18 protein-coding genes are annotated in these 14659 nt (G+C 30.9%); all 18 read left to right on the forward strand.

Features of this window, described 5'->3' with window-relative positions; translation table 11 throughout:
* Positions 1 to 5: 5 nt before the first annotated feature.
* The 18 genes from FVE77_RS04980 (at position 6) to FVE77_RS05065 (ending at position 14532) form a co-directional block, all read left to right on the forward strand.
* Positions 6 to 917: a DUF2262 domain-containing protein gene (locus FVE77_RS04980; RefSeq protein WP_026746538.1), complete on the forward strand. Its 912-nt coding sequence runs from the start codon at positions 6 to 8 to the stop codon at positions 915 to 917.
* Between the two features lie 116 nt (positions 918 to 1033).
* A complete protein-coding gene (locus FVE77_RS04985) occupies positions 1034 to 1876 on the forward strand; it encodes a YwqG family protein (RefSeq protein ID WP_026746537.1) in 843 nt (280 codons plus the stop codon).
* A 27-nt stretch (positions 1877 to 1903) separates the two neighbouring features.
* Entirely contained in the window at positions 1904 to 2578 is a 675-nt protein-coding gene (locus FVE77_RS04990; protein WP_026746536.1) for a Fic family protein, read from the forward strand.
* 50 nt (positions 2579 to 2628) lie between these two features.
* A complete protein-coding gene (leuC, locus tag FVE77_RS04995; protein WP_026746535.1) occupies positions 2629 to 4047 on the forward strand; it encodes a 3-isopropylmalate dehydratase large subunit in 1419 nt (472 codons plus the stop codon).
* A gap of 63 nt (positions 4048 to 4110) precedes the next feature.
* Positions 4111 to 4740 (forward strand): glutathione S-transferase family protein, encoded by a 630-nt coding sequence (locus FVE77_RS05000; protein WP_036088096.1) that lies wholly within the window; start codon positions 4111 to 4113, stop codon positions 4738 to 4740.
* 27 nt (positions 4741 to 4767) lie between these two features.
* Positions 4768 to 5343 (forward strand): 3-isopropylmalate dehydratase small subunit, encoded by a 576-nt coding sequence (gene leuD, locus FVE77_RS05005; RefSeq protein ID WP_026746533.1) that lies wholly within the window; start codon positions 4768 to 4770, stop codon positions 5341 to 5343.
* 200 nt (positions 5344 to 5543) lie between these two features.
* The gene (locus FVE77_RS05010; protein WP_026746532.1) at positions 5544 to 5918 is read left to right on the forward strand and encodes a hypothetical protein; all 375 of its coding nucleotides are present in this window, start codon (positions 5544 to 5546) and stop codon (positions 5916 to 5918) included.
* 56 nt (positions 5919 to 5974) lie between these two features.
* Positions 5975 to 6460 (forward strand): NUDIX hydrolase, encoded by a 486-nt coding sequence (locus tag FVE77_RS05015; protein WP_026746531.1) that lies wholly within the window; start codon positions 5975 to 5977, stop codon positions 6458 to 6460.
* Positions 6461 to 6551: 91 nt separating this feature from the next.
* The gene (locus FVE77_RS05020; RefSeq protein ID WP_197735416.1) at positions 6552 to 7949 is read left to right on the forward strand and encodes an alpha/beta hydrolase family protein; all 1398 of its coding nucleotides are present in this window, start codon (positions 6552 to 6554) and stop codon (positions 7947 to 7949) included.
* Between the two features lie 120 nt (positions 7950 to 8069).
* A complete protein-coding gene (locus tag FVE77_RS05025) occupies positions 8070 to 8327 on the forward strand; it encodes a hypothetical protein (protein WP_026746530.1) in 258 nt (85 codons plus the stop codon).
* A gap of 35 nt (positions 8328 to 8362) precedes the next feature.
* A complete protein-coding gene (locus FVE77_RS05030; protein ID WP_026746529.1) occupies positions 8363 to 8809 on the forward strand; it encodes a hypothetical protein in 447 nt (148 codons plus the stop codon).
* Between the two features lie 56 nt (positions 8810 to 8865).
* Positions 8866 to 9831: a DUF3829 domain-containing protein gene (locus FVE77_RS05035; protein WP_026746528.1), complete on the forward strand. Its 966-nt coding sequence runs from the start codon at positions 8866 to 8868 to the stop codon at positions 9829 to 9831.
* 120 nt (positions 9832 to 9951) lie between these two features.
* Positions 9952 to 10206, forward strand: a complete 255-nt coding sequence (locus FVE77_RS05040) for a type II toxin-antitoxin system RelB/DinJ family antitoxin (protein ID WP_006804512.1) — start codon at positions 9952 to 9954, stop codon at positions 10204 to 10206.
* Positions 10207 to 10306: 100 nt separating this feature from the next.
* Complete coding sequence (locus FVE77_RS05045) at positions 10307 to 10843, forward strand: hypothetical protein (RefSeq protein ID WP_026746527.1); 537 nt, start codon at positions 10307 to 10309, stop codon at positions 10841 to 10843.
* A gap of 21 nt (positions 10844 to 10864) precedes the next feature.
* The gene (gene leuB / locus FVE77_RS05050) at positions 10865 to 11923 is read left to right on the forward strand and encodes a 3-isopropylmalate dehydrogenase (protein WP_026746526.1); all 1059 of its coding nucleotides are present in this window, start codon (positions 10865 to 10867) and stop codon (positions 11921 to 11923) included.
* Between the two features lie 38 nt (positions 11924 to 11961).
* Complete coding sequence (locus FVE77_RS05055; protein ID WP_026746525.1) at positions 11962 to 12624, forward strand: hypothetical protein; 663 nt, start codon at positions 11962 to 11964, stop codon at positions 12622 to 12624.
* Positions 12625 to 12653: 29 nt separating this feature from the next.
* Positions 12654 to 13439, forward strand: a complete 786-nt coding sequence (locus tag FVE77_RS05060; protein WP_026746524.1) for an ABC transporter ATP-binding protein — start codon at positions 12654 to 12656, stop codon at positions 13437 to 13439.
* 37 nt (positions 13440 to 13476) lie between these two features.
* Complete coding sequence (locus FVE77_RS05065; protein ID WP_026746523.1) at positions 13477 to 14532, forward strand: DMT family transporter; 1056 nt, start codon at positions 13477 to 13479, stop codon at positions 14530 to 14532.
* Positions 14533 to 14659: the final 127 nt, after the last annotated feature.

Raw genomic sequence — 14659 nt, forward strand, 5'->3', positions numbered from 1 at the left:
AAAATATGAAAAATTTTGGATTGACAAGGGAAAGCCATTATAAAAGTAAGATTAATTGGGCTAGGAAATTAATTGATGTGGATTTGAGTCTGGAGGATTATGACAATGATGAAGGTATAAATTCAAGTTATTTATTATTAGATATTTTAGTAAAAAATAGTGAAAAATTGGCAGAAGAATTTAAAGAAAAAATAATTGAAGAAGTTAAAATTGATGATTTTGAAAAATTGGATATAAAAGTTTTAATTTTGTATAGTACGAAGTTTAAATTTTTTTATGAAAATGGAAATAATTTAATTTCTTTGTCAGGAAGAGTTAAGGAACTTTTTTCACTGGAAGAAGATAAGGAAGATGAATATTTAGAGCAGATTGAAGAAAGTGTCAAAATTGAAATTTTGGAAAAAAATAAAGATTTTATTGAAGATAAGATATTGGGATTACTTATAAAAGATGAAGATGACTTGGGATATGCAGGAAATATTGAATTGCCGGATGGGAAAAAGGTAAATTTGTGTCTGAACTATGATGAAGAAGAAAATACAATGGAAGATTTGGAAAAAACTATTCAAAATGGCAGAAAAGTATTGGAAAATATAAAAGATTTGTATAAAAAAATATATGATGGATACGTTGAATATACGCTAGAAATGGCACAGGACTGGTGGAAAGATAACGGTTTTGATGACGATGTGCTAAGTTATTTGGACAGATTTTTGGATAAAGAAAGTGCCGAAAAAATGAAAAATGGGGAATTAACGGAAAAGGCGTATAGAAAAATGATATATTTAACAGATATTTCCGTTGATTTTGAAGAAACTTTATCTGTGATAGCTTATGACGGAGAATGGATTTTTGGAGGACATTATATTTATTTGGAAGGGAATATTGAAGGAGAATTTAATTACGGAGATATTTAGCGAGGATAAGTTTTTATATCTACATAGATTTATTAGTTTGATTTAAAAAATTAGAGAATAATTTTTGCAAAATAGACTAAACTTAAATGGTATAAAAATCCAGAAAGAGGTGTAAAATGGAAGAGAAAGAATTAAAAATTTCAGCAAAAGATATTTTTAAGGAAATAGAGAAAAAATATCAGGAAACGGCAAAAGAAATGATGGTTGCAGATGCTTCGGTCAATGCTTCAAAAGAAATAAAAATAACGGATAGCAAAATTGAAGGGATTCCGTATATTCCAAAAGGGAGAAAAATTCCAACAAATTCAAAAGGACAACAATTTATGTTCCTTGCACAGATAAATTGTGAGGATTTGAAGGGGCTTGAAGATTTCCCGCAGGAAGGGATTTTGCAGTTTTGGATTTTGGGAGAAGATTTGCTGGGATTGGATTTTGATGATTATACAAATCGAGATGGATTTGATGTGATTTATTATGAAAAAATTGAAGATTACTATTCGGAAGATGAGTTTAAGGAAATGTACAATCCTTATAAATTTGATTTAAAGTATATGGAAACTTTAATAGCAAGTGAACCTTGTAAAATGAAATTTTCTTTGGAAAAACAGAAAGAAAGTTTTAATTATGAACTTTTAGATAACTTGTTTAAAGAAGTGCTGGAAGAAGAAAGTTTAGGATTTAATGAAAAAGATAAATTATACGAAGAAGTAGAAAAATTATACGATGACGAATTCTATGAAGAAATTGTTGGGACAAAATGCAATGGATTTCCATATTTTACTCAATGGGAACCAAGAGATGATAAGCAGATGAAAGAGTACGATACATCATTGTTTCAAATTGATAGTGGAAAAGAAGTTATGATTGGAGATAGTGGGGTAATGCACTTTTTTATTAATCGTGAAAAATTGAAAAACAAAGATTTTTCAGATGTTTTTTATCATTGGGACTGCTATTAATTTTATAAGAATAGAAAGTTGGAGAAAATGGATATAAAAAATATAAATTATGAATATTTTTTAGATTTATCAGTAAGAATGACATATCATTCAAATGCCATTGAAGGAAATACATTGACATTGAATGAGACGGCTACAATTATTTTGGATAGCATAATACCAGATAGCAAGAGTGTTCGTGAAATTTTTGAAGTTTTGAATCATAAAAGGGCGATTGACTATATGATAAGTGAACTTGAAAATGATAAAAAACTTGATATTTACGTGATAAAGAGTATAAATAAGGAAATTTTGGATAGGTTAAATGATAATGCAGGAAATTTTAAAAGAAATAGTAATGCCATAATTGGTGCAAATTTTGAAACTTCTGCACCAAGTCAAGCACCAATCCTTACAAAAAATTGGATTGAAAATCTTAATTATAGACTTGAATTATGTAAAAATGATGATGAAAAATTATTGGAGATATTAAACTCTCATATAGAATTTGAACGAATTCATCCTTTTAGTGATGGAAATGGACGAACGGGAAGACTGATTATGATGTATCTGTGTTTTCAGGAAAAAATAACTCCATTTGTAATCGAAAAGGAAGATAGAGCCTTGTATATGAGTTATTTAAGGGAACAAAATGTAGATATTATTTTTGAAAAAGTAAAGGAATTACAGAAATTTGAACAAAAAAGAATAGATAAATTTTAAAAAAATTTATAAATAAAAAAATTTGGAGAGAAAAATCGGAGGATAAAAAGATGTCAGAAATAAAAAATGAAATGAAAAAACCAAAAACTTTGTTTGATAAAGTTTGGGAGAAACACGTAATTACAGGAGAGCCTGGAGAAGCACAATTGCTTTATATAGATTTACACTTAATTCACGAGGTTACTTCGCCACAGGCGTTTTCAGGATTGAGACTTGCTGGAAGAAAGGTTAGACGGCCTGACTTGACTTTTGGAACGATGGATCATAACACGCCTACTATAATGTCGCAAAGAATGAATATTAGAGATAAGATTTCTAAGGCACAGCTTGATGCTCTTGCTGTCAACTGTAAGGAATTTGGGATTGAACTTGTTGATATGTTTAATGAAAATAATGGAATTGTGCATATGGTAGGGCCTGAGCAAGGACTTACGCAACCTGGAAAAACTGTAGTTTGTGGGGATAGCCATACTGCGACTCATGGGGCATTTGGAGCGATTGCATTTGGAATAGGGACAAGTGAAGTTGAGCATGTTCTGGCAACACAGACAATTTGGCAAAAGAAACCTAAGACAATGGGAATTGAAATTACTGGAAAATTACAAAAGGGTGTATACGCAAAAGATATTATTTTACATATAATCAAGACTTATGGAATTGGACTTGGAAATGGATATGCCTTTGAATTTTTTGGAGATACGATAAGAGGGCTTTCGATGGAAGAAAGAATGACAATATGCAATATGGCGATTGAAGGTGGAGGAAAATCAGGAATTATCGCACCTGATGAAACTACATTTAATTATGTGAAAGGAAGAAGATTTGCACCAAAAGGTGAGGAATTTGAGAAAAAGGTGGCTGAATGGAAGGAATTGTATACAGATTCTGTAGAAGCCTTTGATAAGCATATAAAAATAGATGTTACAAATCTTGAGCCACAAGTTACCTGGGGAACAAATCCTGAAATGGGAATCAATGTTACTGAAAAATTTCCAGAAATCAAAGATCACAATGATGAAAAAGCATACGAATACATGGGCTTAAAACCAGGACAAACTCCATTTGACATACCTTTAAAGCACGTATTTATCGGATCTTGTACAAATGGAAGATTGAGCGACCTGGAAATTGTTGCAAAAATTGTAAAAGGAAAGAAAGTTGCGCCAAATATTACGGCAGTTGTAGTTCCTGGCTCACAAGTTGTTAAAAAAGCGGCTGAAGAAAATGGAATTGCACAAATCTTGAAAGATGCGGGATTTGAATGGAGAGAAGCTGGATGTTCAACTTGTCTTGGGATGAACCCTGACTTGATACCAGCTGGAGAGCATTGTGCCTCAACTTCTAACAGAAATTTTGAAGGACGGCAAGGAAAAGGTGCAAGAACACATTTGGTAAGTCCAGCGATGGCTGCTGCTGCTGCAATTTATGGGAAATTTGTGGATGTAAGGGAATTGGATGAGGTAAAATAAGAGAATAGATACTGGTTAATGATAATTAATAAGAATAAAAAAATTGAAAGAGAGAAAAATACTATGAAAAAGATAACTTTTTATACAAATCCATATTCAAGAGGAGTATCTGTAAGATGGATGTTAGAAGAATGTGGAGCAGAATATGATGTAGTACCTGTTCATTTCGGTAAAGAAATGAAATCTGAAAAATATCTTTCAGTAAATCCAATGGGAAAAGTACCAGCACTAAAAGTAGATGGAAAAGTAATTGTAGAAACAGCGGCAATTTTGACATTTTTAGCAGATATGTACCCTGAAAAAAACTTGATTCCACCAGTTAATTCTTTAGAAAGAGGAGAATTTTATCGTTGGATGTTTTTTGCACTTCATCTGGAGTATGCTTTCATGGATAAATTCTTTGATGTTCCGTCAAGTAAAAAGAAAAGAAGGAGCATAGGATATGGAGATTATGATACAGCTTTAAATACATTAACTGAATTTTTAAAAGATAAAAAATATGCAATAGGAAATAGATTTACTGTGCTAGATTTATATTTGACAGGATTATTGAGATGGGCGATATTTGCGGCTGGAGTTCTTCCAAAAGAGGGTATGCTCGCAGATTACATGAAACTGCACGGAACAAGAGAAGCTAATATAAAAGGACAGGAGCTAGATCAAGAATTAGCAAAATCAATGGGATTAGATTAAAAAATTAATAAAAGCAAGGAGAGAAAAATGAAACCATTTACAAAATATGAAGGAACAATCGTTCCAATAATGAATGACAATATTGATACGGATCAATTAATTCCAAAACAATATTTAAAAAGTATCGAAAAAACAGGATTTGGGCAATATGTGTTTGATGAGTGGAGATACAATGAGGACAGAACAGATAATATGGATTTTAATTTAAATAAGCCTGAATATAAGACAGGGACAATTTTGATTACAGGAGATAACTTTGGCTGTGGTTCGAGCAGGGAACATGCGGCTTGGGCATTGCAGGATTATGGATTTCATGTAATTGTTGCAGGAGGGTATTCAGGAATATTCTACATGAACTGGCTAAATAACGGACATTTGCCAATAACTTTGCCAGAAGCTGATAGACTGGAACTGGCTAAACTTCCTGGGGATGCTAAAGTGGTAGTTGATTTGGAAAATAACAAGCTGACTGCAAATGGAAAAGACTATTTCTTTGAACTGGAAGAAAGCTGGAAACAGAGGTTGCTTAAGGGGTTGGATTCGATTGGGCTGACATTGGAGCATGAGGATGAGATTAGGAAGTATGAGGAGAATCTTAGATAATTTAAATAACTTAATTTGTAAAAAGGAAGATTTTAAAAATAGTCAGAAAAGTCAAAAAGACAATTAAAAATGGAAGAATATTTTAAATAAAATGGGATAGAGTATGATAAAAATTTTGTTTATGGTATTAATAAAAAAGAAAGAAATTTTGAATTTGTAACTGAAATTTTTTGTATTTTGCGAAGGGAGAATATTGATTTATGTTTTCAATATTAGGTGCAGTATTATTTGGAGTTATAGCAGCTATGACAGTTCTTGTTGCTTGCGGTTTACCTTTGGGGGAATTTACAATGGGTGGACAACATAAAATCTTACCTAAGAAATTTAGAGTTATGGCAGTCATTTCAGTGGCTATCCAAATTTTTGCAATGATAATTATTTTGCAAGCTGGAGGTTTTATTCCCTTGTGGCTGTCTTTTAAGGTTACTAAATATATTTGTTTCTTCTTTGCCGCTTATCTATCTTTGAATACTATTATGAACATGATTTCAAAAAGTAAGAAAGAAAAATATGTTATGACTCCGTTTTCACTTATAGCCGGAATATGTTTTTGGATAACGGCATTTCAGATGTAGTATGTAAGATAAGGATAATTTATAGTGCATCAAATTAAAAATTTGGGAGAGTAATTATGGAATACAATTGTGGTTTTATAGAAGGAAATAAGTGGTTTAGATACCGAGCGGCAGCAATCATTGTAGAAGAAGGATGTGTACTATTTGCCGGAAACGAAATAGAAGATTATTTCTATTCTATTGGTGGAGCCGTTCATATGGGTGAAACAGCAGAAACCGCCGTTAAGAGAGAAGTTCTTGAAGAAACAGGTGTTGAGTACGAAATAGATTATCTTGCTGTAATCCATGAGAATTTCTTTAATGACGATAAAGGTTCGCACAAAGGAATGGACTGTCACGAGATAGCTATGTACTTTATGATGAAGCCTAGAGGTACAAGAGAACTTAACAGTGAAAGCTATGTAATGGGAGTTAAAGAAACAATGCATTGGATTCCTGTTGAAGATATTAATAAATATAAGGCTTTCCCGTCGTTTATGAAAGAGTATCTGCAATCAGGATACAATGGAATTAAACATATTATAACTGATCAAAGAGTTTAATAGTTCCCAGTTTACAAAGAAAAGAAAAAATAGATTTCTGAGAAAATATCTACAATAAAGCTGGAGGTGTATTGTTAATTTGAAAAAAACTATGAAACAAAAATTGACTAATTTAGCTGTTGGAGAATTAGTGGCGGTAGTAGTATTCTGGATAAATTTTTTTCTGTTCAAAAAATTGATTATTACTACAAAATCTCTAATTTCTATTTCTTTCTCCTTATTTATACTAAGTTTTATTCTTGTACAGGGCTCTATTTTTTGGTGTATTTTGATAAAAAGAATTTCAAAACCAGGATTTGCTGCAAAATATACAGGCAAGATTTACAATAAACTAAAGATATTAGATGTAATTTTGCTATGCATGGGAGTCCTAGTGATAATATTAAATTACAGTACGTTTTTTACAATGATTCTCTCTTTTGCTATTTGGATATTTGCTGTGATAGAGTGGGTAAATTACTATAAATTACAATTATCGTATAGCCTTAATCCTGTCGTTTTATTAAAATACATAATACAGAGAAAATTAAGAAAAAGTAGAATAGCAAATGAAATTGACAATAGTTTTGATTTTGAAATATATGGAGAAACATTGGAAGAGGCTCATAAAAATTTTAAGACAAAGATTGTCGATGGGCAAAAAACGGAATTTGAGCCAGATGGAAAACCAGGTATTCCGCCTAAAAACAGTAAGTTTTCATTGGTAAATTATCCATCAAAATTAGGAGAAATGCCAATGTATATTACAGCAAAAGAAAATAACGGGAAAAAATATCCAGCGATCATATATTTAAATGGTGGATTTGGTGGAATTGGAGATAGTGAGTTTGGCTGGGATGAAGAATCGCCTAAAAATAATTATCAAGGGGCAGGTGCATTTAAAAGAGATGATTTTGTACTTGCAATACCAAGTGCTAGAGGAGAAAATGCAAATGCTGGAAAATATGAAATGTTTTATGGGGAAATTGAAGACTTGGAAGAAGCTAGAAAATATGTGGCATCACTGCCTTATGTTGATTCAAATAGAATTTATCTTGTTGGACACAGTACAGGTGGGACAAAGGCGTTGCTTCTAAGCGAATATTCAAAAGGTTTTCGAGCAGTTTTTGCAATAGGTGGCTTGCCAGATTTCTTTTGGGCAACAGAAAAACCGGATGAATATGGCGGAGTTCCATTTGATTTGACAAATCCTAGAGAAATAGCAGTAAGATCATCACTTCGATACGTCCGTTCAATAACAGCACCAACTTTCCACTTTGAAGGGCAAGAAGAAAGAAGAGATATTTTATTTGAGCCTATGCAAAAAGCCGCAGACAAATACAAAATACCATTCAAGAAATACCAAATTGCAGGTGGAGATCATTTTAATATACTTTATCCATTAACAACAATGATTGCACAAAAAATACTAGCTGATACAGGGGCGAAAACGAATATTCAGTTTACAGCAGAGGATTTGGAAAAAATTTCAAAAAATATTGTTAAATAGCAGATAATTTAATTTTAGAAATTTGATTGAAAATGAAAAATTGTCGATATAAAAGTAGAAGATACGAGTTAGAAAATAAATTTCAAGTTTCAGATATAATCTGAAAAAAAGGAGATATCTATGTGGTCAAAAGGAATTGAGTATAGAAAGCGGGAAAAAGAAAAACTTTCTAAAATAAGTTCAAAAAATTTACCGTTTGATGTGTTTGTAAAAAATGGAGAACTAGTCAGCTGGAGAAGAAGTGGCTGGTGTAAGAGAGCTTATCAGTTTTACAAAAAAAGCTGTAATCGGAATTTTAGAAGAAATAAAAATCTTGAAACTTCAGTTAAAGGGAATTATTATAGAAAGTGCTATGAGTTGCAGTATGCTTGGATTTAACAAAAAATTTTCAGATGACTAGGAGATAAAAAATTATGCGAACTATCAAAGAATGGAATAAGATAATAGAAAATTATTTTAATGAAAATAATATTGAGTATGACAGAAATTATTTGTGTTTTTTTCCTGAAATCAATTTTATAAAAGTATTTTTTGATAAAAATCTTTTTTATGATTTTAACAAGGATTTGAAAGGAAGTATCATAATTTTGTTTAAGAAAGATAATATAGAAATATTTTCGTGTGATGTAACATTTAAAATATCTTCTGGAATGGAGCTTTCAAATATAGGTAAAATGAGGAAAATAATCCCACGGGAAAAAGTGAAGGTTTTAAAATTAGTAAAAAAAATAATGAGATATAAATTATATTTTAAATTAGATAATAAAGGTAAAGTTTTTAGAATTGAGAAATTTTTTAGATTTAATAAAAGTTGGATATCTGAAAATATAAATTATTTGATAGAAAATAAACTGATATAACTTCATAATGAAGAAAACGGCTGAAAAAATAAAATTTACGATAGGGAGAAAAATTAATGAAAAGAAAAATACTGTTTTTAATTATGTTATTAACATTTGTAATGTCTTGTGGGAGTAAAAAAAATAGTGATAGTAGCGGCAATGACTTAAAAGATGTTGGAAAGTTTAATTATTATGCGAGTGTCTATAATGATATGTCAGAGATTAATGCAGGAATTTCTGAATATTTTAGGGAAGCAGGAGAAGCGGAGAAGATTAAAAAGTCTGAAACTGTGAAAAATATAACTGTCAATGAAGGTACGATTGAGAAACTTCAAAAAGGGATTTCTATAAATTATAGAATGGAAAATCTGGATAAGGTGGCGAAGGAATTGCTGCCAGTATTGAAAGAATTAAAAATTGTTACAGATGATATGAATAATTATTATTCTGGAAAAGATTATACAAGTGATAATTTTTCAAAGGCACAGGAGTTACATACCAAATTTCTTGCAATTATAAAAAAATATGAAAAACTTGATAATGAATTTGGAGCTGCGCTTGTGGTACGGGAAAAGGAAAATTTTGAAAGCAGCTTGAACAAATATAAGAAAGACAATAGTTTGATAAAGTATAATATGCTTGTACTAATAAATGAGTCCAAAAACTTTATTGGAGAAATGAAAACTCAAAATCTGAATACAGCAAACTATACTCAAGGCGACTTGACAAAGTTAAAGCCAATACAGCAAAAAATAGTAGAAACTTCAAATAATCTTCAGAAGCTGATAAAGGATGAAAAGCAGCTAAAAAAAGAGAAATTTAGAGCTGAAGAATTTACAACGTTCCAACGCAGTCTTGCGAGTTACAAGGCTTCTGTAGCTTCATTTATTTCAAGAATAGAAAGAAAGCACCCAGCCAATCCTGGAGAAATTAAACAGCCTTGGATGACAGAAAGTACAGAAGGCATGCCTAACAATGTCTTGAGGGAATATGGAAATCTGGTTGATGATTATAACAGCATTATGGGAAAATCGAATTAATTTACTGAGTTAGAGTTTTTTTATGAAAATATAAATAATTTAAAATATGAGGTTGATTTTTACACTATTTAATAATATAATTACGTTGTATAACAAAAGTATTACAAAGGAGTGGTGAAAATGGCTACAGTAACAGCTAGAGTTGATGAAAATGTGAAAAAAGAAGCGGAAACATTATTTAAAAAAATGGGTCTTAATATGAGTACTGCTATGAATTTATTTTTGAAGAAGTGTATTTTGGAGCAGGGGATTCCGTTTGAATTGAAAGTTCCAAATGGAGAAACTAGAAAGGTTCTGGATGAAGTTGAGAAAGGTGTTGGATTAAGTAAAACTTTTGATAGCATAGATGAGCTAATAGAAGACTTACAAAAATGATGAGAAAATTTCAATTAAAGAAACACTTGAGACAATGTAGGAAATCTCAAGATATTTTTAAGAGGGTACAGCAGAATAAAGTTAGTCAAAAGAGGTGTAAATGGAAAATTATGTAGATTGGAAATCAACAGAAATATTTGAAGATGGAGAAGAAAATTATTTTAAAGAAATTATATGGAGAAATCACAAAGTAAAAGTTTTTGTATTTTGGGACAATGAGTCAAAATTTACAAAAAAAATTATAATATCGAAAACAAATAACTTATTGGAAAATGAGATAGATTATTATTTGGAAAAAACTAAAGATACAATTATAGAATGCCTTATGAATAATTCTGAACCCTCAGAAGATATGCCAAAAATAATTTTGAAACATATAGAATTTTATGGAATAGAAAATGTAAAAAAGAAATTATTGAAAATAATTGGAAAAAATGATACAGAAAAAATCTTGCAGAAAAAAATTGTTACAAAAGAAATGTTAAAAAAGTTGTTAGAATCCGAAAAAATTGATATTGATGTGGAATATGAGGAAATAATAGTCAATATGTACGAAGGTAAATTTTTTATACATGAGTTATTTACTGTTGTCTGGGATTCTTTAAATAAAAAAATAAAAGAAATAAATATTTGTTAATAAAAGAAAGGAAGTGCAAAAATGAACTACAAAATTGCAGTATTAAATGGAGATGGAATTGGACCGGAAATAGTGGCTGAGGCGATAAAGGTTTTAGACAAGGTTGGAGAGAAGTTTGGACATCAATTTGAGTATGTTCGGGGGTATCTTGGAGGGGAGTCTGTGGATAAGTATGGAGTTCCTTTGTCAAGTGAAACTGTGGAAGTTTGTAAAAATAGTGATGCTATTTTGCTTGGGGCTATTGGCGGGCCTAAATGGGATAATATTGAGCCTGAGAAACGTCCTGAGAGAGGGCTTCTTGCGATTAGGAAGGAACTTGGAGTTTATACGAATTTACGTCCTGCGATTTTGTTTAAATCGTTAAAAAGTGCAAGTCCTTTGAAGGAAGAAATAATTGGAGATGGGCTTGATGTGATGATAGTAAGGGAACTTACTGGAGGGCTTTATTTTGGGCATAGGGAATATTCTGATGAAAAGGCGTTTGATACACTTCCTTACACAAGACCTGAAATTGAAAGAATTGCGAAAAAAGCATTTGAAATTGCAAAACTTAGAAATAAAAAACTTACGAGTGTAGATAAACACAATGTTTTGGATACTTCAAAATTGTGGAGAAAAGTAGTGGAGGAAATTTCAAAAGATTATCCAGAAGTGGAAGTTTCACACATGTATGTGGATAATGCCGCAATGCAGCTAATTGCCAATCCTAGACAATTTGATGTGATTTTGACTGAAAATATGTTTGGAGATATTTTGTCAGATGAGGCTTCAATGCTTACAGGATCGCTTGGAATGTTACCATCAGCTAGTCTTGGAGATGGAAAAGTCGGACTTTATGAACCAAGTCACGGTTCAGCACCTGATATTGCTGGAAAAAATATTGCAAACCCAATAGCGACAATACTTTCAGCAGTAATGATGTTAAGATATTCATTTAATCTTCAAAAAGAGGCTGATGCAATAGAAAAGGCTGTGGAAGAAGTACTGCAAGAAGGATTTAGAACAGCTGATATTTATACAGATGGTATGAAAAAGGTTGGAACTGATGAAATGGGAACTGAAATTGCTAATAGAATTTAATAAATTTTACATTAAAAGAAAGGAATAAATATAAATTTATGAAAAAAATTTTATTATTTTTATTATTGATTTTATCTTTTCAAATTATTGCAAAGGAAGAAGAAGTAAGAATTTGGTATCAAAATGGTAAAATAACTGAAGTTGGTATAACGATTGAAGAAATAGTTGATTTAAGAAATATAAAAATTGATGAAAATAACAAAGTAGAAATAGAAATGAAAAATTATAAATTTTTTGTTGATAAATCGGACTTAATACAAGAACATAATAATAATAAAGAAAATATTCGAAATAAAGTTCCTAAATTAAGTAACTTAGGAAGTAAAATTGATAAGAAACAACTTAAAGATATTGATTTTAGAGAAACTTTATTTTCATTAATAAAGAATAAAAAAGTTATTATTTATGATAAAACGAAAAAGAAAAATTTACAAGAAGTAGCTATTTGTAGTGGTTATTCTGAAGAAACAAATCAAAAAAGACAAGATTTTTCGGGAGTTATATATGAAAAACTTATTTATAGCGTTGATTTAAAAGATAAAATAATTATTCCTGATTGGAGATTTCACTATAGTGGAGTGGTAAATAATAAGCCAAAAGATAATACAAAACGTAGTGAAAAATCCGAGAATGTAAAAAAATTTAAAGAAGAAGCTATAAAAAATCCAGGAAAAGAATTTAGATTTCATGTGACTAAATAAATTATAAAAAGAAAACGAGGGATATTTTTATGGAAGAAATATTACACTATGAAAATGTAACTTTTAAGCGTAATGGAAGAGAAATATTGAAAGGAATTGACTGGCATATAAATAAAGGTGAGAATTGGGTACTTTTGGGACTTAATGGTTCTGGAAAGTCAACCCTTCTTGGAATGATACCAGCCTACATTTTTCCAACTTCTGGAGAAGTGAGAGTTTTTGGTCATAAATTTGGTAATTATTCTTGGAAAAAAATAAAGAATCGAGTCGGATTTGTAAGTTCCACATTAAATAATTTTTCAAGCACATTAAATGGCGAAAAACTGGAAGATGTTGTAATTTCTGGAAAGTTTAGTTCTATTGGGATTTATGATGAAGTTACAGATGAGGACAGGGAAAAGGCGGATAAGATTATTGAGGATTTTAGGATTTCGTATATAAAAAGTAATCATTTTGGCACTTTGTCACAAGGAGAGCAACGACGGACATTGCTTGCAAGAGCGTTTATGAATGAGCCTGATTTGCTTATACTGGACGAGCCTTGTTCAGGGCTTGATGTAACTTCGAGAGAGTATTTTTTGAAAGTGCTTGAGGAAAATTCCAAAAATGATAATGCAATACCATTTATTTACGTAACTCATCAGATTGAAGAAATTATGCCGTCAGTAACTCACGTGGCACTTCTTCACGATGGAAAGATTTTGGCAAAAGGGCTTAAAAAGGATATTTTAACAGGTAAATTGCTTTCTCAGATGTTTGGTTTGGATGTGAAGATTGTATGGGAAAATGAAAGACCTTGGATGATTGTGAGATGAATTTAGGATTTATCTAAAAGGAGATGATTTATTAAACATGGATAAAAGCAGAAAATTTATGGCAGTAATTTTAGCATTGCTTGCGGCTATTTTTTATGCAATAAATACACCGTTTTCTAAAGTACTTTTAAATAAGGTTCCTCCCACATTGATGGCATCTTTTTTATATTTGGGAGCTGGAATGGGCGTAGGTATTATGTACTTGTTTCGTAGGAAAGCCGAAGAAAAGTATAAAAAGTTGAATAAGGAAGATCTTCCTTATACTATTGGAATGATTGTCCTTGATATTGCGGCACCTGTATTCCTGATGATTGGTATAAATATTGGTTCAGCCTCAAATGCTTCACTGCTTGGTAACTTTGAAATTGTAGCAACAACAATTATTGCTCTTTTAATATTTAGGGAAAAAGTAACATCAAAGTTATGGATTGCTATTGGCTTTATCACAGTGTCAAGTATAGTTCTTTCAGTTGAAGGGGCTGAAAGTTTCAAGTTCTCATTAGGTTCATTGTTTGTTATACTGGCAACTTGCTGTTGGGGACTTGAAAATAACTGCACTAGAAAAATTTCAGATAAAAGTACTTATGAGATTGTTTTGCTGAAAGGCTTTTTCTCTGGCAGCGGCTCATTTATAGTCGCCCTTATTTTGGGAGAAAGAATTCCTGAAATCAAATATATAATAGCTGCTTTGTTACTTGGATTTGTGGCATACGGACTCAGCATTTTTATGTATATCAGGGCACAAAGGGATTTAGGCGCTGCAAAAACTAGTGCATATTATGCTGTAGCTCCGTTTGTAGGAACTTTTTTAGCATTTATAGTAAATGGAGAAAAACTTACTTTGGTATATTTCATTGGTCTTGTTTTTATGATAATCGGCAGCGTAATTGTTGTATATGATACAATGGTTAAACGTCACAGTCATAGTCATTCTCACATAATTGTTCATACGCATGATGGGAAAACACATACTCATATTATCACGCATGAACATGAGCATAGTCATTTTATATCAGAGAAAAAGCATAATCATAAACATAAAGATTATATAAATAGCAAAGAACATAAATTGATACATGAAAAGGAATTGTAGATTTATAAAAATTCTATATTTAAAACATAATAAATTAAAGTTTAAAATAAAAGAAGTATTAGAAAAAATAAAAAAATTTTTAAGCAAGATTAAAACGGCTTAAGAAATTAGAATTTTGTAATTAATA

Source organism: Leptotrichia hofstadii (assembly GCF_007990525.1).
Classification (GTDB): Bacteria; Fusobacteriota; Fusobacteriia; order Fusobacteriales; family Leptotrichiaceae; genus Leptotrichia; species Leptotrichia hofstadii.

Excerpts from the sequence above, each read along its gene's own strand:
- FVE77_RS05015 (WP_026746531.1), top strand. The coding sequence starts at position 5,975 with ATGGAATACAATTGTGGTTTTATAGAAGGAAATAAGTGGTTTAGATAC.
- FVE77_RS05035 (WP_026746528.1), top strand. The coding sequence starts at position 8,866 with ATGAAAAGAAAAATACTGTTTTTAATTATGTTATTAACATTTGTAATG.
- FVE77_RS05030 (WP_026746529.1), top strand. The coding sequence starts at position 8,363 with ATGCGAACTATCAAAGAATGGAATAAGATAATAGAAAATTATTTTAAT.
- FVE77_RS05060 (WP_026746524.1), top strand. The coding sequence starts at position 12,654 with ATGGAAGAAATATTACACTATGAAAATGTAACTTTTAAGCGTAATGGA.
- FVE77_RS05010 (WP_026746532.1), top strand. The coding sequence starts at position 5,544 with ATGTTTTCAATATTAGGTGCAGTATTATTTGGAGTTATAGCAGCTATG.
- FVE77_RS05020 (WP_197735416.1), top strand. The coding sequence starts at position 6,552 with ATGAAACAAAAATTGACTAATTTAGCTGTTGGAGAATTAGTGGCGGTA.
- FVE77_RS04985 (WP_026746537.1), top strand. The coding sequence starts at position 1,034 with ATGGAAGAGAAAGAATTAAAAATTTCAGCAAAAGATATTTTTAAGGAA.
- FVE77_RS05065 (WP_026746523.1), top strand. The coding sequence starts at position 13,477 with ATGGATAAAAGCAGAAAATTTATGGCAGTAATTTTAGCATTGCTTGCG.
- leuB (WP_026746526.1), top strand. The coding sequence starts at position 10,865 with ATGAACTACAAAATTGCAGTATTAAATGGAGATGGAATTGGACCGGAA.
- leuC (WP_026746535.1), top strand. The coding sequence starts at position 2,629 with ATGTCAGAAATAAAAAATGAAATGAAAAAACCAAAAACTTTGTTTGAT.
- FVE77_RS05045 (WP_026746527.1), top strand. The coding sequence starts at position 10,307 with ATGGAAAATTATGTAGATTGGAAATCAACAGAAATATTTGAAGATGGA.
- FVE77_RS04990 (WP_026746536.1), top strand. The coding sequence starts at position 1,904 with ATGGATATAAAAAATATAAATTATGAATATTTTTTAGATTTATCAGTA.
- FVE77_RS05000 (WP_036088096.1), top strand. The coding sequence starts at position 4,111 with ATGAAAAAGATAACTTTTTATACAAATCCATATTCAAGAGGAGTATCT.
- leuD (WP_026746533.1), top strand. The coding sequence starts at position 4,768 with ATGAAACCATTTACAAAATATGAAGGAACAATCGTTCCAATAATGAAT.
- FVE77_RS05040 (WP_006804512.1), top strand. The coding sequence starts at position 9,952 with ATGGCTACAGTAACAGCTAGAGTTGATGAAAATGTGAAAAAAGAAGCG.
- FVE77_RS04980 (WP_026746538.1), top strand. The coding sequence starts at position 6 with ATGAAAAATTTTGGATTGACAAGGGAAAGCCATTATAAAAGTAAGATT.
- FVE77_RS05055 (WP_026746525.1), top strand. The coding sequence starts at position 11,962 with ATGAAAAAAATTTTATTATTTTTATTATTGATTTTATCTTTTCAAATT.
- FVE77_RS05025 (WP_026746530.1), top strand. The coding sequence starts at position 8,070 with ATGTGGTCAAAAGGAATTGAGTATAGAAAGCGGGAAAAAGAAAAACTT.